The sequence below is a fragment of the Micromonospora sp. NPDC005215 genome (assembly GCF_040607915.1).
Taxonomy (GTDB): Bacteria; Actinomycetota; Actinomycetes; order Mycobacteriales; family Micromonosporaceae; genus Micromonospora.
In genome coordinates, this window is record NZ_JBEXHQ010000029.1 from 61,048 (window position 1) to 79,409 (window position 18,362).

At 72.2% G+C, this 18,362-nt stretch carries 14 protein-coding genes; 10 read left to right on the forward strand and 4 right to left on the reverse strand.

Translation table 11 applies throughout. The annotated features are described in order from the left end of the window. Positions 1-7 precede the first annotated feature (7 nt). Together ABZU25_RS21715 and ABZU25_RS21720 are read right to left on the reverse strand one after the other, a co-directional pair. Positions 8-2,575, reverse strand: a complete 2,568-nt coding sequence (locus ABZU25_RS21715) for a LuxR C-terminal-related transcriptional regulator (RefSeq protein ID WP_355031172.1) — start codon at positions 2,573-2,575, stop codon at positions 8-10. A gap of 5 nt (positions 2,576-2,580) precedes the next feature. Further along, positions 2,581-3,837: an Hsp70 family protein gene (locus tag ABZU25_RS21720; RefSeq protein WP_355031173.1), complete on the reverse strand. Its 1,257-nt coding sequence runs from the start codon at positions 3,835-3,837 to the stop codon at positions 2,581-2,583. 300 nt (positions 3,838-4,137) lie between these two features. Here ABZU25_RS21720 and ABZU25_RS21725 point away from each other — a divergent pair, with 300 nt between their 5' ends. The 4 genes from ABZU25_RS21725 to ABZU25_RS21740 all read left to right on the forward strand — a co-directional run bounded on the left by ABZU25_RS21725 (position 4,138) and on the right by ABZU25_RS21740 (position 12,596). Next, the gene (locus ABZU25_RS21725) at positions 4,138-5,022 is read left to right on the forward strand and encodes an IniB N-terminal domain-containing protein (RefSeq protein WP_355031174.1); all 885 of its coding nucleotides are present in this window, start codon (positions 4,138-4,140) and stop codon (positions 5,020-5,022) included. 115 nt (positions 5,023-5,137) lie between these two features. Then, positions 5,138-6,985, forward strand: a complete 1,848-nt coding sequence (locus tag ABZU25_RS21730; RefSeq protein WP_355031202.1) for a dynamin family protein — start codon at positions 5,138-5,140, stop codon at positions 6,983-6,985. Further along, complete coding sequence (locus ABZU25_RS21735; RefSeq protein WP_355031175.1) at positions 6,982-8,442, forward strand: GTP-binding protein; 1,461 nt, start codon at positions 6,982-6,984, stop codon at positions 8,440-8,442. Before ABZU25_RS21730 ends, ABZU25_RS21735 begins: the two co-directional genes overlap by 4 nt. 227 nt (positions 8,443-8,669) lie before the next feature. Further along, positions 8,670-12,596: a ThuA domain-containing protein gene (locus ABZU25_RS21740; RefSeq protein WP_355031176.1), complete on the forward strand. Its 3,927-nt coding sequence runs from the start codon at positions 8,670-8,672 to the stop codon at positions 12,594-12,596. Between the two features lie 55 nt (positions 12,597-12,651). Here the strand turns inward: ABZU25_RS21740 and ABZU25_RS21745 are convergent, their stop codons facing one another. Then, positions 12,652-13,062 carry a hypothetical protein gene (locus tag ABZU25_RS21745; protein ID WP_355031177.1) on the reverse strand — a complete coding sequence of 137 codons (411 nt, stop codon included), beginning with the start codon at positions 13,060-13,062 and terminating at the stop codon, positions 12,652-12,654. A gap of 85 nt (positions 13,063-13,147) precedes the next feature. On the opposite strand from ABZU25_RS21745, the gene ABZU25_RS21750 reads away from it, so the two are divergent. Both ABZU25_RS21750 and ABZU25_RS21755 read left to right on the forward strand, forming a co-directional pair. Further along, a complete protein-coding gene (locus ABZU25_RS21750) occupies positions 13,148-13,495 on the forward strand; it encodes a PadR family transcriptional regulator (RefSeq protein WP_355031178.1) in 348 nt (115 codons plus the stop codon). Next, on the forward strand, positions 13,492-14,568 hold the full coding sequence (locus ABZU25_RS21755) for a hypothetical protein (protein ID WP_355031179.1): 1,077 nt from the start codon (positions 13,492-13,494) through the stop codon (positions 14,566-14,568). Before ABZU25_RS21750 ends, ABZU25_RS21755 begins: the two co-directional genes overlap by 4 nt. Positions 14,569-14,594: 26 nt before the next feature. Here ABZU25_RS21755 and ABZU25_RS21760 read toward each other — a convergent pair whose 3' ends face one another. After that, a complete protein-coding gene (locus ABZU25_RS21760) occupies positions 14,595-15,059 on the reverse strand; it encodes a septum formation initiator (RefSeq protein WP_355031180.1) in 465 nt (154 codons plus the stop codon). Between the two features lie 102 nt (positions 15,060-15,161). Between ABZU25_RS21760 and ABZU25_RS21765 the strand changes: the two genes are divergently transcribed. The 4 genes from ABZU25_RS21765 (at position 15,162) to ABZU25_RS21780 (ending at position 18,269) form a co-directional block, all read left to right on the forward strand. After that, positions 15,162-15,857 (forward strand): response regulator transcription factor, encoded by a 696-nt coding sequence (locus ABZU25_RS21765; RefSeq protein WP_355031181.1) that lies wholly within the window; start codon positions 15,162-15,164, stop codon positions 15,855-15,857. After that, positions 15,854-17,143 carry a HAMP domain-containing sensor histidine kinase gene (locus tag ABZU25_RS21770; protein ID WP_355031182.1) on the forward strand — a complete coding sequence of 430 codons (1,290 nt, stop codon included), beginning with the start codon at positions 15,854-15,856 and terminating at the stop codon, positions 17,141-17,143. Before ABZU25_RS21765 ends, ABZU25_RS21770 begins: the two co-directional genes overlap by 4 nt. A 28-nt stretch (positions 17,144-17,171) precedes the next feature. Then, positions 17,172-17,726, forward strand: coding sequence for a DUF5872 domain-containing protein (locus ABZU25_RS21775; RefSeq protein WP_355031183.1), 555 nt, complete (start codon positions 17,172-17,174; stop codon positions 17,724-17,726). Between the two features lie 63 nt (positions 17,727-17,789). Further along, entirely contained in the window at positions 17,790-18,269 is a 480-nt protein-coding gene (locus ABZU25_RS21780) for a GNAT family N-acetyltransferase (RefSeq protein WP_355031184.1), read from the forward strand. Positions 18,270-18,362 lie beyond the last annotated feature (93 nt).

Consider the following 18,362-nt stretch of genomic DNA (forward strand, 5'->3'; position numbering starts at 1 on the left):
GGGCCCCTCATCGGGTCGCCCGTTGCGGCCACGGCTGCCCGGCCGTGTCGCTGGCCCGGTCGGCGACGACGGTGCGCAGCAGAGCCAGCAGTTCGGTGCGGTTGGCGCAGTTCAGTCGGTTGCGCATCCGCGCCACGTGGTGTTCCACGGTCTTGGCCGAGATGAAGAGCCGGTCGCCGATCTCGCGATAGGTCAACCCGGCAAGCACCAGCTCGGCAACCTCGTACTCACGGTCGCTGAGCCCCTGCTGGGTGGGGCCGGCGACCCGCGCGGTGCTCTCGGTGGTGGTCGTCGGTGCCTGCTCGCCGTGGCCGCCTGGTGGTCGCCCCTGTAGTGCCCGCGCACACTCCAGCAGGCTGGTCATCGCCCGCCGGTCCGCGGTGCGGATGGCGGCCTGGCCGGCGAGGCGAGCACCGTCCCAGCGCAGTCCGGTGTCGTGCAGCGCTCGGGCGGCGGCCTCCACGCGGGACGGGTCGACGACACCCCGGAGCACCTCCACCCAGCACTCCGCGGCGGCGGCGACCACTGCGGCGTACCGGCTGTGGTCGGATGCGGCCAGCAGGGCCGCGACGTGTTCGTCGGCAACGGACGGCGCGCCGGTGAGGATCGCCGCGTGCAGGCCACTCCAGTGCAGCGGCACACTCCACAATGGTGGGTCGCCGAGCCGGCCGAGCAACGCGCGCGCCTCCCGCAGGTACGGATCGAGCCGGGCCAGGTCGCCGAGGCGCGCGCCCGCGATGGCCAGCTCACCCAGCGGCAGGAGCGTGAACAGGTCGACGGGGTGCCGGACCACCGCCTCCAGCGCGTGCCCCCAGCCACCCTTGAGCGCCCCGATGTCGCTGGTGCGGCGGCCGACGCCCATCCGGATCGCGGCGGCGAAGAGCAGGTCGCGTGACTCCAACTGCCGCCCGTCGAGCGTCACCGCGGCGAGGTGCTCGGTCGCGGCGCGCGTCTCGCCCCGGACCATCAGGATCCAGGCCTGCAACAGGCGGTGGCGGCGAGCCATCAGCGGACCACCGACACCGGCCCCCAGGGCCCGGTGCAGCACCTGCTCGGCGATCTCCAGCTCACCGCAGTGCACCGCCGTCAGCGCGGCGAGCGCCGCCGGGCTGTCCGGGAGGAGAGCCGCCCGTCCGTCCGGTTCCAGCAGCGCGGCGGCCTGCACGAGCGCGGAGAGCGCGGCGGTCGGCGGGCCGCTCACGCTCTCGCGTACCCCGTTGGCCATCAGTCGGGCGGCGCTGGCGTGCAGGGTCGGTGGTTCGCCCAGCGGGTCGCCCGCCGGTGACTCGGCGGTGGCGTCCAGGTCTCCGCTGGCGAGCCCGCCGACGACGGCGAAGGCCATCGCCGAGGCGGTGCCCGACCACCGGTACAGCTCCACGCTGCGGCCGACGTGGCCCCGGTGCGCCAGGGCGGTCGCCGCCACCACTGCCGCCTCGGAGCGGTCGGGCGGGGCGGCGGTGGCCAGCAGTCGGTCCGCCAACCGCAGGGCGTCGTCGAGGTTGCCGGCGAGCGCGGCGGCGAGCGCCTGCTGCGCGCTGGCCGGCTGTCCGGCCGCGGTGGCGGCGGCGAACAGTTCGGCGGCGAACGCCGGCTCGTCGGCCAGGGCCTCACCCGCCGCGGCGGCCAGAGTCGGGGCCGGGCAGTCGCCGAGCGCGCCGACCGCGAGCAGGGAACGGACCAGCGGCAGCACCGCGCCGCCCCGAGCGAGCTGCACCTCGGTGAGCCGCCGCCAGACCGCGGTCCGGTCGGTGGTGGGGCTGAGCGTCGTGACCGCCCGCCGGACGATCGGCGCGAGCCGGCCGTCGGCGCCGAGCAGCCCGGCCGCTCGCGTCGTGGCGATCAGTTCGTCCACCGCCGACGGGTCCACGCCGAGGAGCGTGGCGAGCATGTTCGCCGGCAGCGACCCGCCGGCCGCGACGGCGAGTAGCAGCCGTCGTACGGCGGCGGGCTGCACGTCCAGGTCCGGGCCGAACTCGGCGACGACGGACCGGGGTGGGGTGACCACCGCGCCGGTCCGGGTCTCCGCGCCGGCCAGGCCGCGGGCCAGCCGTTCGACATCCCGGGGTACGCCGGAGGTCTGCGTGTGTACGAAGTCGACAAGGTCGTCCGGGTGGCCCAGCTCCGCGGTGGCGGTGAGGTAGCTGGCGGTCTGCTCCCGGGTGAACGGTGTGAGGAGCACGGCCTGCCCGTCCCGCCGTAGGGAGTCGACCAGCTCGCTGAGCGCCGCCGACCGGGGCCACGGGCGGTGGGCGACCACCAGGCGGTGCCGGCGGGTGCCGACCAGGCGCAGGAGCACCTCGATCCGTGCGTCGTCGAGCAGGTGCGCGTCGTCGACAAGCACGAGCGTGTCGCTGTCGACCGGCTCGCCGGGCTCCGGGGCGGCAGTGCGTACGGTGATCCCGGCCCGCTGGTGGACCCGCGCCAGCTCGGCGAGCAGCGCTGTCTTGCCGTGGCCACCGGGGCCGGCGATGCCGACGGCCAGTGGGCCGCTCGGGTCCTGGGCGACAGTGTCCAGCAGGGCCCGTGGCCCCTTGTCCAGCGTCAGCCCTGGTGCGGCGATGTCATTCATGATCATTGGGGTCATCCTTCGCGTCCCCGGCTGCGGGCCAGTGCCAGGCGGGACGGCTTCGGCAGGTCCAGTGGGAGGACCCGGACCGGGGGCCGCGGTGGCGGATCGCCCGGAACGGTGTCGTGATGGGGGCGGCGCGGTGCCGGGATGGTGGCCCGCCCGGCGCTGCGCTCCGGGTCGCGGACCGCCGCCGACTGGCGAGGGCGCGGCGACACCACCTGGCCGGCGGCCAGCGCCGCGCCGGCGGCGGCGGTCAGTTGCGAGTCCGGTTCGACCTCGACGGGCACCGGGAGGGCCGCGCTGATCAGCTCGATGACGAGCGGAACGCGGGTCGAGCCGCCCGCCAGCAGGACGCCGTCGAGCTGCGCCGACGTCAGGTTGGCGCTCTGCACGGCCCGGAGCAGCAGGTCGACGGTGGTCTGCACCATCGGGCGGATCATGTGCTCGAACTGCGCCCGGGTCACCGGTATCCGTGCTGGGCCGTTCGGCAGGGCCAACACCACGTCGGCCGTCAGGTCGACGGTCAGCGCCCGCTTGGCCCGGTCACACTCCGCCCGCAGTCCGCGCAGCGCGGCCTGGGTGCCGCGGCGTGCGGTGCTGGCCAGCTCCCGGGCCAGCATCGTACGGGTATGCCCGGCCAGCGCCTCGTCGAAGTCGGCGCCGCCAACCGAGTCGAGACCCTGGGGTGTGCCGAACGTCTCGTAGGTGCCGCGTGGGGTGCGACGCACCAGCGCGGCCTCGAAGCTGTTGCCCCCCAGGGCGTAGACGGCGGCCGTGGTGCCCGCGAACCCGCGGGCCGCGTGGCTCTCGGCCACCGTGACCGTGCGCGGCAGCAACGTCACGTGCCGCAGGCCGAAGTCCGACAGGGCGCGGTGCAGCACCTCCCGCCGGTACGGGCGCCACCCCGCCGGGTGGCTGAGCACGACCGCCTCGGCCGGGCCGCCCTCCAGGGCGTGCACCCGCTCCACCACCCACGCCGCGAGTTCCGCGGTCAGCGTCTGCGGTGTGCATGCTTCGCCGCCCAGCAGCAGGGGCACGTCATCACCGATCCGGTGGACGAAGTCCCGGGTGGTGCGGCTGCCGTCGTCGGTCGCGGGCTCGCCGACGTGCAGTGAGCCGTCCTCCGCCAGGCACAGCACCGACGGTACGACAGGGGAGCCGACGTGCAGCGGAACGGGCTCGGGACGCGTCCAGGTCGCGCCGGTGCGCCGGGCGACCGCGGCAGCGGTGTTGGTGCTCCCGATGTCTATCCCCAGGACGTACGGCATCGTCTCTTCTTCTCCCCCCGTGAGGTGGCCGGCCGGTGGCGATGGTGTCGGTGCTGCCGACGACCCACCCCCGGCGAACCCCGCGGGCTCCTACGTTCGTACCAGAGATCAGCCCCTGGTCGGGACCCTAATCTCGCCGGGACGGTTTCCCCCTCTCCCCCTAACGTACGAGGTGGCGGAGCCCCTAGTTCAACCGGGCCGGATGCGGGCTGAACCCCGATGCCCGGGGGCGGGCCCCGGCAATAGCGTCACTGTCGACGTACGACACCCCCCGCCGCCACTTCCGAGGAGAACCGGCACATGGATTCGCAACAGACCCTCCACGACTTCGTGCTCGACCTGCTGACGAACCCCGACGCGCGGTCGGCGTTCGACCTCGATCCCGAGGGCGCGCTGCGGGGCGCGGGGCTCACCGACATCACCGCTGCGGATGTGCAGGACGTCGTGCCGCTTGTCGTCGACTACGCGCCGGGCGCGGGTCTCGCGCCGTTGGCCTCGCCGGTCGGGCAGCTCGGGCTGGACCCGCTGCTCACCGACAGCACCGATGTGGTGGGTCAGTTGCAGAGCGTGGCGCAGCAGATCAGCATCACGAGTTCGCCCACCGGCGTGGACGTCAAGGCCGGCGTGCTCGGCGCCATCGCGGTCGACCCGTCGGCGGCAGCCGCCGGGGTGACCGTGTTGCCGGGGATCGGCCTGGGCATCGGTCCGTCCGGCCTCGACACCGACTTTGCCGGCGTCTCCGACGTGGCGCACACCCTCGACGCGGACGTGGTGCAGCCGGTGGACGCGATCGCGGACCCGGTGCTCGGCGACGTCACCGGCACCGTCGGCGACCCGAACGGCCTGCTCGGCGGCAGCGACCTGAATCTGATCGGCGGCGACCTGACCGGTGGTGCCCTCTCCGGCGCCCACGGTCAGATCGGCGGGCTCGTCGGCTCCCTCGGTGTCGACGACACCCTCGGCGGGCTGGGCCTCGGGCACGGCGACGGTGTCGTCGGCGGCGTGGTCCCGCCGCTCGACGTGCCGTCGGCGGTGGGCGGCGTGACGCACCAGGTGGACAGCCTCCTCCCCGGTGTCACCGGCACGGTCGGTGACGTGACCGGCGGGGCCACCGACGGTGTGCTCGGCGACTCGCACGCCTCGTCCGATCACGGGCTGCTGGGTCTCACCGGCGGCCTGCTCTGACCCGGATTTCCGGTCGGAGCGAAGGGCCGGATCGTCTCGGGCGATCCGGCCCTCTGCGGTTCCACGTCCGCTACCTCTTGATAATTGAGCCGAAATCAGCACACTTGGTGCGGTGATGGCCGGGATCTGGTTGGACGTGCTGGATGACATCGCCCGCACGTGCAGTGCACACGGTCGTGGTGACCTGCTCCAGACGGTCCGGCAGAAGCGTGCCCAACTGCTGGATCCGGCGCTGCGCGTCCTGGTCATCGGTGAGCCGAACCAGGGCAAGAGTCAGCTGATCAACGCGATCATCAACGCGCCGGCCTGCCCGGTCGGCGACGGCCGCACGACGGTCCTACCGACAGTGGTGCAGCACGCCGAGGCCCCGACCGTCGCTGTCGCCCAGGCTGCGCCACCAGCCCGGAGCGGGGCGGCCGTCGCGGTGGCCGTCGAGCGGACCCCGGTGGCACTGAACCAGGTCGCGGAGAGCGTGGCCGGCCTGGTCGGACGCCGGCCGGGTGGCGGCCCCGCGTACGTCGAGATCGGGGTGCCCCGCGCCCTGCTCGGCGCCGGGTTGGTGCTTGTGGACACTCCCGGCACCGACGATGTTTCCGGTATCGGTGGCGCCGCCTCGGTCGCCGCGCCCGCCCGTGCGGACACCGTGCTGCTGGTCTCCGACTCCACCCGGGACCTGTCGGTCGCCGAGCTGAACATGCTGCTGCACGTCATGCGGTCACACCCCAACGTGGTCGTGGTGCAGAGCAAGACCGATCTGGTGGCGGACTGGCGCGCGGTGGCCGAACGCAACAGGCAGCACCTGGCCGAGGCGGGCATCCCGGCGATCCTGATCCCGGTCTCGGCGACGCTGCGACTGCGCGCCGCCGGGGCCGACGACCGGGCTCTCAACGCCGAGTCCGGCTTTCCCGTGCTGATCGCCCGACTGCAACGGGACCTGGCCGGCAAGGCCGACCAACTGGCCCGGGCTTCGGTGCAGACGGTGGCCCGGACGGTGGTGGAGCAGTTGGCCGCCCCGTTGCGCGCCGAGTTGGCGACCCAGGAGGCCGAGGAGCAGTCCGGGCCGATCTCCCGGCTGCACGCGGCGCAGCGTGAGGTGGACGAGCTGCGCCGGTGCTCCACCCGGTGGCAGAACACCCTCAGCGACGAGATCGCCGATCTGCTGTCCGACATCGAGTACGACCTGCGCGACCGGACCCGGGAGATCCTGCGTACGGTCGACGAGGCGTTCGACACTGCCGATCCGTTGGTCGCCTGGGACACCTTCCAGGACTGGCTGGAGCGGAGCATGGTGGAGGCGGCGGAGGCGAACCACGAGTGGCTGATCCAGCGCTGCGACTGGATTGCCCGCCGGGTGGCCGCCAACTTCAACCGGTACGGCTACGACGTGCTGCCGCCCTGGTCGATGACCATGCCGGAGGACATCGGGCAGCGGCTGCCCGAGTTGCAGATGCCGACGATCGACCGGTTCACCACGGGCCAGAAGCTGTTCACCGGTATGAAGGGCTCGTACGGCGGCATGCTGATGTTTGGTCTGGCGACCACCCTGGCCGGCATGCCGATGATCAACCCGGTCTCGGTCGGCATCGGGGCGCTGTTCGGCGGCAAGAGCATCCGCGACGAGAGCAAGCAGTTGCTCCGTCGCCGTCAGGCGACCGCCAAGACGGCCATCCAGCGACATGTCGACGACTTCTTCGTCCGGATGATCCGCGACTGCCGGGACACCGCCCGCCAGGTGCAGCGGATGCTGCGGGACCACTACACGGGGCTGACCGAGGAGCTTCAGGAGGCCATCGTCCAATCGTTTCGCAGCGCCAAGCAGGAGGCCGACACTGATGCTTCGCTGCGCGATCAGCGGCAGCGCGAGATCCGGCTGAAGATGACCCGGTTGGCCGCGCTCTACGAGCAGGCTCAGCAGTTGACCGGCACCCGTTCCGCCCCGCTGCGGTTGGAGCCGCAGGGATGACCGTCGGCCTGCGGCTGGACGAGGCGGCCTGGGGGTTGTTGCACCGAGCCATCGACCTCTACCAGGACCACCCGCGGGTCGTCGGGCAGCTGCGCCACCAGGTCGCCCGCTTGGAGCAACCGCTGCGGATCGCGGTTGCCGGGCCCTGGCGATCCGGCAAGTCGACGGTGCTCAACGCCCTGATGGGCGAGGAGGTCGCGCCGGTCGAGCGGGCGGACGGGGCGTTCACCTGGTACGAGGACGGCGCCGAGCCGCGCGCGACCGCCTATTCGGCCGGTCAGCCTCCGCAGGAGTTGACGGTGGTCAAGTCGGCGACCGGCCTGCGGGTGGATCTCGGCTGGGGGACGGGGGACGTGCGCGACATCGTGGTGCGGTGGCCGACGCGGGCCCTGCGACAGGTCACGCTGATCGACACCCCGGCGGTCACCGGCAGCGTCGAGCAGGGACGGTCGCCGGTGTTGGAGCGGGTGTTACGGGACGCGGACGCGGTGTTGTATCTGACCCGCGACGCTCGCGACAGTGATCTGCGGGTGCTGGAGTCCGGCCGGGACAGCGTGGTCGGGCAGGCCGCCCCGGTCAATGTGATCATGGTGTTGTCCCGGGCGGACGAGATCGGCGGGGGCCGGATCGACGGCCTGCTCACCGCCCGGCAGCTCGCTCGTCGGCACTACCGCGACCCACGGGTGAGCGCGCTCAGCGTGAACGTGGTGGCGTGCAGTGGGCTGCTCGGCCTGGCGGGCCGGATGCTCGGCGAATCGGACTTCGCCGCGCTCGCCACCATCGCCCGGGTGTCCCGGGCCGAGCTGGACGCCCACCTCATCTCCGCCGACCGTTTCCTCCACGGCGAGCTGCCGGTACGGCTGGAGACCGAGGTGCGTGCCGCGTTGCTGGATCGGTTCGGGCTCTTCGGCGTCCGGTTGGCGACCACACTGGTGCGCAGTGGTTTCGACAGCCGGGTGAAACTCTCGGCGGAACTCATTCGGCGCAGCGGTCTCACCGAGCTGCGTGAGTCGGTGACGCGCTGTTTCATCGACCGCGGCGACGCCCTCAAGGCCCGGTCCGCGCTGGCCGCGGTCGAGACGCTGCTGCGGTCCGAGCCCACCCCGGGTTCCGCGGAGCTGGCCGGCGCGGTCGAGCGGATCCTCGCCGGTGCGCACGAGTTCCGCGAGCTACGCCTGCTTGTCGCGCTGCGGAACGCCCGGCTCGGCTTCGACGCGGAGTTGGCCGCCGAGGCGCAGCGGCTCGTCGGGGGCAACGGGGTGGGCCTCGCGGCCCGACTGGGTGTCGAGCACGAGGCGACAGTGCAGCGGCTCTGGGAGGTGGCCACCGACGCGCAGTGGCGGTGGCGGGACCGGGCGGAGGACTCCCTGCTTCCGCTGGCGCAGCGGCGCGGCGCCCAGGTCGTCGTCCGTAGCTGCGAGGGGATGATCGCCGAGCTGGTGGCGGGCGGTCGCTGAGCTGACGGCGTCCTGTCAAGCCGGCTGACTCGTCGCTCTCGCAGCCCGAAAACCGTTATTCGATCTTGCCTGGCACAGTCGCCCCTGAGCTGCGGAGATAACGCTCTCACGGATGGTGGAAGAGGCTTGACGCGCCGGTGATCCAAACGCAACGATGCATTCACATACCTCGTTCCACCGCCAGGCGTGATCGGCGCACGCCGTCCTCGCACCACGAAAGGACAACCGTGCGCAGATCCCTGAGATCGTGGCTCGGCGTCGCGCTGAGCGCGATCCTCGTGGCGGGCGGCATCGTCGCCGCGCCACCCACGGCCAGCGCCGCACCGTTCACCGTGCTGGTCTTCAGCAAGACCGCCGGATTCCGGCACGGATCCATCACCCCGGGCATCACCGCCATCCAGCAACTCGGCGCCGCAAACGGTTTCACAGTCGAAGCCACCGAGGACGCCGCCCAGTTCACCGACGCCAACCTGGACCGGTTCGCCGCGGTGATCTGGCTGTCCACCACCGGCGACGTGCTCAACGCCGCCCAGCAGGCCGCGTTCGAGCGCTACATCACCGGCGGTGGCGGGTACGTGGGTGTGCACGCCGCCTCCGACACCGAGTACGACTGGCCCTGGTACGGCGGGCTGGTCGGGGCGTACTTCGCCTCGCACCCGGCCGAGCAGACCGCCACCGTCAAGGTCGCCGACCAGGTGCACCCGTCCACCGCGACGCTGCCACAGCGGTGGAGCCGGTTCGACGAGCTGTACAACTACCGCACCAACCCCCGGGGCAACGCGCACGTGCTGGCCACCCTGGACGAGAGCACCTACACCGGCGGCAGCATGGGGGCCGACCACCCGATCTCCTGGTGCCAGAACTACTCCGGCGGTCGCGCCTGGTACACGGGCCTGGGCCACACCGACGCGTCGTACACCGAGGCGAACTTCCGCCAGCACCTGCTCGGCGGGATCCGGACCGCCGCCGGCGCGGCCGAGGCGGACTGCGGCCCCACCGTCACCAGCAGCTTCCAACAGGTGGAGCTGGCCAAGGGCGCGGCCGAGACCGGCGAGCCGATGAGCCTCACCGTCCTGCCGGACCGGGGCGTGCTGCACACCTCCCGCAACGGCGTGATCCGGCACACCGACGCCGCCGGCAACACCAAGGTCGCCGCCACCCTGCCGGTCTACACCGGCGACGAGGAGGGCCTACAGGGCATCAAGGCCGACCCGAACTTCGCCACCAACCGCTGGGTGTACGCGTACTACGCCCCACCACTGAACACTCCCGGTGGCGGCGCCCCGGCCACCGGCACCCCGGCCGACTTCGCCGTCTGGGACGGCGTCAACCGGCTGGCCCGGTTCACAGTGAACGCGGACAACACCATCAACCTGGCCAGCGAGACGCTGATCCTGAACGTGCCGACCAGTCGGGGCATGTGCTGCCACGTCGGCGGCGACATGGACTTCGACGCGGCCGGCAACCTCTACCTGTCCACCGGTGACGACACCAACCCGTTCGACTCGGCAGGGTTCACCCCGATCGACGAGCGGGCCGGGCGCAACCCGGCCTCCGACGCCCAGCGCACCTCGGCGAACAGCAACGACCTGCGCGGCAAGGTGCTAAGGATCAAGCCGAGCGCGGCCGGCGGCTACACCATCCCGGCCGGCAACATGTTCGCCCCGGGCACCGCGCGGACCCGCCCGGAGGTCTACGCGATGGGCTTCCGCAACCCGTTCCGGATGAGCGTGGACAAGGCCACCGGCGTCGTCTACCTTGGCGACTACGGCCCCGACGCGGGCACCGCCGACCCGAACCGGGGACCGGCGGGCAACGTCGAGTTCGCCCGCATCGACCGGCCCGGCTTCTACGGCTGGCCGTACTGCACCGCCCGCAACGACGCCTACAACGACTACACCTTCCCGTCCGGTCCGTCGGGGCCGAAGTTCGACTGCGCGGGCGGGCCGGTGAACAACTCGCCAAACAACACAGGCATCACCCAACTGCCGCCGGCCATCCCGGCGTGGCTGCCGTACGGCGGCTCCGGCTCGCCGCCGGAGTTCACCGGTGGCGGCCTGTCGCCGATGGGCGGCCCGGTCTACCGGTACGACCCGAACAACACCTCGCCGGTGGCGTTCCCGGAGTACTACGACGGGACCTACTTCGCCGGTGAGTTCGGTCGTCGCTGGATCAAGAACATCAAGCTCGACCCGGCCGGTCAACCGCTGAAGATCAACCCGTTCCCGTGGACGGGCACGCAGGTCATGGACATGGAGTTCGGGCCGGACGGAGCGCTCTACGTGCTCGACTACGGCACCGGCTGGTTCAACGGCGACGCCAACTCGGCGCTCTACCGCATCGAGTACGCCCGTGAGGGCCGAGCCCCCGTCGCGAAGGTGTCCGCCACCCCGACCAGCGGCACCGCGCCGCTGACAGTGGCCTTCTCCTCGGCCGGCACCCTCGATCCGGACGGTGACCCGTTCACCTACGCCTGGGACTTCGACAACAACGGCACCACCGACTCGACAGCGGCGAACCCGAGCTTCACCTACACCACCAACGGGACCCGCAGCCCCACACTGACGGTGCGGGACACCACCGGCAAGACGGCCACCGCGAGCGTGGTCGTCACGGTCGGCAACAGCGCACCGGTGGTCACCGTGAACACCCCGTTGAACGGGCAGACGTTCGCCTTCGGGGACGCGGTGCCGTTCAGCGTCACGGTCACCGACGCCCAGGACGGTGCGATCAACTGCGCCCGGGTGAAGGTGAACTACGTCCTCGGCCACGACTCGCACGGCCACCAGCTCGGCAGCGCGCAGGGCTGCACCGGGGTCATCCAGACCACCGCCGACGGTGAGCACGACACGGCGGCGAACATCTTCGGCATCATCGACGCCGAGTACACCGACCTGGGCGGGGGCGGCCAACCGGCGTTGACCACGCACACCCAGGCGGTGCTGCAACCCCGGATCCGTCAGGCGGAGCACTTCGGTGACTCGTCCGGCGTCCAGGTCGTCGCCGGGGCGGCCGGGCACGGCGGCGCGGCGGTCGGCTACATCGACAACAACGACTGGATCTCGTTCCGCCCGTACAACCTGGCCGGCGTCCAGTCGTTCAGCGCCCGGGTCGGTGCTCCGGCCGGCGGGGGCGGCACGCTGGAGCTGCGGGTCGACTCGCCCACCGGGCCGCTGGTCGGCTCGGCCACCGTGACACCCACCGGCGGGTACGCCAACTTCGCCACTGTCACCGGCGGGGTCACCGCCCCGACCGGCACCCGGACCCTGTTCCTGGTCTTCAAGGGCACCGGCCCGTGGTTCGACATCGACGAGTTCACCCTCTCCACCAGCCCCGGTGGACCCGGCCCCGACCCGGACCCGCCCACCGGGAATCTGGCACGGGGCAAGCCTGCCCGTGCCTCCAGTTTCGAAGGTGGGTATGTCGCGGCCAACGCGTTCGACGGCGTGGCCGGCACCCGGTGGAGCAGCGCGTTCAGCGATCCGCAGTGGGTCGATGTGGACCTGGGCGCCTCGTACGCCATCAACCGGGTCAAGCTGACCTGGGAGGCGGCGTACGGCAGCGGGTACCAGATCCAGACCTCGCCGGACGGGGTCACCTTCACCACGATCCGCACGGTGACCGGCGGCGACGGCGGCGTGGACGACCTGACCGGGCTCACCGGCTCCGGCCGGTACATCCGGCTGCTCGGCACCACCCGGGGCACCGCCTGGGGTTACTCGCTGTTCGAGTTCGAGGTGTACGGCACCACCGGCGGCTCGACCGGCGGCAACCTGCTGCTGAACAAACCCACGTCGACGTCCAGCAACGAGGGCGCCGACGTGTCGGGCGCCCAGGCGGTCGACGGCAGCCTCACCACCCGCTGGTCGAGCACCTTCTCCGATCCGCAGTGGATCCGGGTCGACCTCGGCAGCCCCACCGCGATCGGCCGGGTCAAGCTGAGCTGGGAGGCGGCGTACAGCAGCGCGTACCAGATCCAGACCTCGAACGACGGCACCACCTGGACCACCGCCAAGACGGTGACCGGGGCCGACGGCGGCGTGGACGAGCACACCGGGCTTGGCGCCAACGGCCGTTACCTGCGGATCTACGGCACCGCCCGTGCCACCGGATACGGCCATTCGCTCTGGGAGGTGGAGGCGTACACCAGCTGAACCACCACCGCTGACGTGGCCGGCACGGGCACCCCGTGTCGGCCACGTCCGTCACTCACCTGCTGGGGGTCGGTGCGGGCGTCCGGGTGAACGGCCACGGGTAGTCCCCGAACAGGGCGGTGCACGCCGTGCGCAGACCTTGCCGCGCGGTCGTCACGCGCTGGGTGGCGGGTCCCTTGTCGACGGTGGGGTCGTCCAGCACCCAGAGTTCGGCGACCTCCTTGGCGGCCGACCCCAGCCGTTGACCGGCCTCCCGGACACCGGGATCGGTCGAATCGATGGCGCGCACGGCGGTGCCCGCGTCCCCGAAGGGCGGAGCGTCCGACTCGATGTCGAGGACCACGCGGGTGCACGCGTTGGCGGCCGACTTGTCCGAGGGCGTGGTGGAGCTGGGCGTGGGGGAGGGCGCCTCGGCGGAAGAGCAGCCAGCCAACAGCAGAGCAGCGACAAGGAGGGTGCGGATCACGGCAGGGAGCTTAACCATCGTCAGGTGTGGACACCACCGGCACAACCGCATTGCATATACCGTTCATCGGCATATACTCCTCCGCATGACCGACGGCCCCCTTCGGGAACCAACGTTCCTGGTCCTCACCGCGCTCGCCGAGACGCCCCAACACGGATACGCGGTCATCGAGGACGTGCTGCGCATCTCCGACGGACGGGTGCGCCTGCGCGCCGGCACCCTCTACGCGGTCCTCGACCGGCTCCGCGCCGACGGCCTCATCGAGGTCGAGCGGGAAGAGGTAGTGCAGTCGCGACTGCGTCGCTACTACCGGCTCACCGCCCTGGGCGCGCGACGGCTCGCCGAAGAGGCGTCCCGCCTGCGACACAACGCGGAGGCCGCGCGCACGCGGCTGCGTCGCGGCGGTCTCCTGGCCGACGGGGGTGCGGCGTGAGCGGCGACGATCTGGAACGCCGCTACCGGCGGCTGCTGGCGGTGTATCCGTGGGAGCACCGCCGGGTGTACGAGGACGAGATGGTGGCAGTGCTCCTCGCCGAGGCGCGGCCGGGGCAGCGGCAACCGGCCGCCGCCGACGTGCGGAACCTGGTCGGCGCCGGCCTGCGGGCTCGGCTGCGGGTGGGCGCACGGGGGTTCACCACGTCGACCTGGGCGGACGCGGCGGCGGTGACGGGCCTGCTGGTCGGCCTCGTGCTGCTCGCCCTGGCCGGGAAAGCAACGCTCGACCAGCTCATCCACGCCCCGGGTCTACCGCCCGGGTACGAGCCGAGCCGCCCGGACCTCGTCGACTGGCTGCGCGTCGCCGGTTGGGCCGGCGTCTGCGCGGCGGTGCTGCTCGGGTGGCGTTGGCTGGCCGCGGGCCTGGCCTGGGCCGGGGTGCTCGGTTGGGGCGCGTTCGTCGCACCCGAGGCCAGCGCCAACCCGACGCACGTGGTGGACACCCTGCCCCAGTTCCTCCTCGCCGTGGTAGCGGCCGGCGCGCTCACAGTGCCGGCGCCGCGCCGTCGGGTGGTCGCGCTGTTGGGCGTACGCCGGCTGGTCGTGCTGCTGCTCGCGCCGCTCGCGATGGTCGCGCTGCTGGTGGTCAACCGGGTCACCAGTCCCACGTTCGACTTCGTCGACGAGGCGTCCTTCCGGGTCTTCTACGGCCTCGAGGCGAGCAGTGAGCTGGTCCTGTGGCTCTTCGTCGCCGGCCTGGCGGTGGCCGCACTGGCCATGCTGGTCGCGGTGGCCCGGCTCACCCCGGGGGTACGCCGGCGGATCGTCGTCATGCTCTCGCCGGTGGCGACCCTCGCCCTGGTGATCGACAGCACGCTCGCCGGATGGTCCACCTCGACCATGAACATGGGGCACGTCATCCCGCTGGTGCCGGCGCAGTGGGCGATGCTGGTGCTCGTCCCACCGGTGACCTTCCTGGCCGGAGCACTGCTCGTCCATCGCCGCGAGGAGACGCTGCGCATGGTCGCCCTCGGCCGCGACGCGGACCGCGAGCAGCCGGTGGATCTGTAGGCGCGACGCTCGGGCCGGTGGTGACGTCAGTCGTCGGCGACGGCCACCGGCTCCGAGCCGATGCAGCGCACCTTCAACTCGTACTCGCGGGTCGACCCCTGGAACGTGACCTCGACGTCGTCGTCCGGGCCCCGGTCCACGTCGCGGACCCGGTAGCCCTGGGCGGGCGCCCAGGAAACGAGGCGTACACCGCCGGCACCGCACTCGGCCACTGCCGTGCCGCCGTCGGTGGCGAACCCTCGACGGACCCCGGGGCTGGCGCTCGGTGCGGTGCCCGTCGGGCCCGGAGCGGCCGAGCCGACGCCCGTGGTGCCGGTGGGCACCGGCTCCGGCGAGGCGAGCGCCCGTTCGATCTCCGCCGCGCTGCGCACCCCGCCCGGGGTGCCGGTGATGCTCTCCCCGACCAGCTGGATCGCGCCCAACCCGATCAGGGTGGCCACGGCGACCGTGGCCACCCACCCGGCGGCGACGAGAATCGAACGACGGCCCATGCGCTGACTATGCCCGATCCGCCCTTGTCGTTGGCACATCCGGACGCTAAGGCATGGTTAACGTGCGCCTCGCCGCCAGCGGCAGCGGTTAACCTGCCAGCTGTGGCCCGCCTGCTGCTCATCGAGGACGACCTGACGATCCGTACGCCGCTGATCCGGGCGTTGCGGGAACGCGGGCACGCGGTGGCCGCCGCCTCGACCGCGATGGCCGGCCTCCGTGACGCCCTGGAGGACCGGCCCGATCTCGTCGTGCTCGACCTGGGCCTGCCCGACCTGGACGGCCGCGAGCTGCTGCGGATGCTGCGCGCGGTCAGCTCCGTGCCGGTCATCGTGGCCACCGCCCGCGACGACGAGGCCGAGATCGTCCGGGTGCTCGACGCGGGCGCCGACGACTACGTGGTCAAGCCGTTCACCGCCGCACAGCTCGACGCCCGCGTCCGGGCGGTGCTGCGGCGGGGCCCCGCCGGCGCGGACGGGCAGGACCCGTCGCTCGTCGTGGGCGGCCTGCGCGTCGACCCCCGCTCCCGTCAGGTCACCCTGGACGGGACCATGGTGGAGCTGACGCCGCGCGAGTTCGACCTGCTGCACCACCTGGCCGGCCGCCCCGGCCAGGTGGTGACCAAACGGGAACTGCTCACCGAGGTCTGGCAGATCCCGTACGGCGGCGCCGACAAGACCGTCGACGTGCACCTGTCCTGGCTGCGCCGCAAGCTGGGGGAGAATGCCCAGCAGCCGCGCTACCTGCACACCGTGCGCGGGGTCGGGGTGCGTCTGGAGGCGCCGGCGGCGCAGCCGTGAGGGCCCGGCTCGCGCTGCTTGTCGCATCGGTCAGCGTGCTCACCCTCATCGCGTTCCTGGTGCCGCTGGCACTGCTGGTGCGCACCGTCGCGGAGGACCGGGCCACCGTCGCGGCCACCGCCGACGCGCAGAGTCTGGTGCCGGTGGTCGGCACCGCCGACGCGGCGACGATCCGGCTCACCGTCGAGCAACTTGCCGCGGAGTCCGGGCGACCGGTGAGCGTCTTCCTGCCGGACGGTTCGGTGCTGGGCGCGCAGACCCCCCGTACGCCGGCGGTGGCCCTGGCCGCGCGCGGGCAGAGCCTCACCGGGGAGTCGGCGGCCGGCCGGGAGGTGGTCATCGCCGTGCAGGGGCGGGCGGACGGCACCGGGGTGATCCGGATCGTGGTGCCACGGCACGAGCTGACCGCCGGGGTCAGCCGGGCGTGGTTGGTGCTGGCGCTGCTCGGTGTGCTGCTGGTGCTTATCGGTCTGTTGGTCGCCGACCGGCTGGCCCGTACCCTGGTCCGGCCGATCAGCGACCTCTCTGCCGTGTCGCACCGGTTGGCGAACGCCGAGCTGGACGCGCGGGTCACCCCGGCCGGCCCCGCCGAGCTGCGCGAGGTGGCCGGTGCGCTCAACCATCTCGCCACCCGGATCCAGGTGCTCCTGGTGCAGGAACGCGAACAGGTCGCCGACCTGTCGCACCAGTTGCGTACCCCGTTGACGGCGTTGCGGCTGGAGGCGGAGTCGTTGCGGGACCGCGACGACTCCGCCCGGATCACCGCCGCGGCGGACGGTCTCGAACGCGCGGTCACCGGGCTGATCCGGCAGGCCCGGTGGCGGCACTCGCCGTCGGCGCAGCCGGCCGCCTCGGACGCGGCGGCGATCGTCGCCGACCGGGTCGCGTTCTGGTCGGTACTGGCCGAGGACACCGGCCGGGCCGTCACTCTCGACCTGGTTGCCGGCCCGCTGCCGGTAGGTGTGCCCGCCGACGACCTGGCGGCGGCAGTGGACGCCCTGCTCGGAAACGTCTTCGCGCACACCCCCGACGGAACGCCGTTCGCCGTCCGGCTCGCGCGGGACGCCGGGCAGGTGGTCCTCACCGTCGCCGACGAGGGGCCGGGCCTGCCGCCGGGCGCGGTCCGGCGGGGCGCCAGCGCGGCCGGGTCGACCGGCCTCGGCCTGGACATCGCCCGCCGCGCCGCGCAGGCTGGCGGCGGTCGCCTGGAATTGCGGGCCGGCTCGACGGGCGGGGCGCAGGTGCTGCTGCGGCTCGGTCCACCAAGCTCCCAGCGGGAGGCATAGGCGCTGCGGTGGCGGGTAGCTGCCAGCTATGGCGCGGTATACGAAACCCGAGCTCAGAGAGCAGATCAAGGAAGAAGTCAAGGCTTCCGACAAGGGCGGTAGGCCGGGGCAGTGGTCGGCGCGCAAGTCGCAGTTGGTCACTCAGGAGTACAAGAAGCGCGGCGGGGGATTCCTTGGCGAAAAGGACGAGCGGCAGAAGTCGCTCCAGCGCTGGGGCAACGAGAAGTGGCAGACCAAGGAGGGCGACACCCGCGCCCGCCAGGGCGACACGACGAGCCGTTACCTGCCCAAGAAGGCCTGGGACGAGATGTCGGAGAGCCAGAAGCGCGCGACCGACACCAAGAAGCGGGCAGCCTCCCGATCCGGCAAGCAGTACGTTGCCAACACCGGGCCGGCGAAACGGGCACGTCGAGACGCCACCACGGCCGGCCGGATGTCGGAGATGTCCGTCGCCGAGGCCGCCAAGCTGGTCCGTGGCCTCGACAAGCGGCAGCTCAGGACCGCGTTACGCAACGAGCATGCCGGCAAGGACCGCAAGACGCTCGTCCAGCGACTCGAAGCGGAACTCAACCGGCGCGGCTAGCCGTGCCGGTACGGCTGGTTGTGAAGTTGGACGTTCGAACAGCGGCGGCCGGAGAATCGAACAATGAAGCCGAGCACGCTGACCGTCACGTCCATGACGACCGCTGCGGAGGCCGAGGCCTTCCGCACGCTGAACGAAGAATGGATCTCCCACTTCTTCACCATCGAGGAGTCGGACCGCAGGACGCTCGACGACCCGTTCGCCGCCATCGTCGACCGGGGCGGCGACGTGCTGATCGTCCGCGACGGCGGGGAGATCGTCGGCTGTGTCGCCCTGGTCCGCAACTCGGACGACGTCTTCGAACTGTCGAAGATGGCGGTGACCCCGGCGGGGCGCGGCAAGGGCCTCGGTCGTCAGCTCATCGAGGCGGCGATCGGGCGTGCCCGCCAGCTCGGCGCGACCACCCTGTTCCTGGGCAGCAACACCAAGCTTGCGAACGCGGTGCACCTCTACGAGACTGCCGGTTTCCAGCACGTCAGTCCGGAACAGATCCCACTGCCTCCGTACGCCCGCGCCGACGTCTTCATGCGGATGGCGCTCTGACCAGTTCCGGCCCACGCCCCGGCTTAACCCGGTCTTAGCGTTCGCACAGCGCGCTGCTATCGCGATCCGACCGATCCTCGGAGTCGACAACCG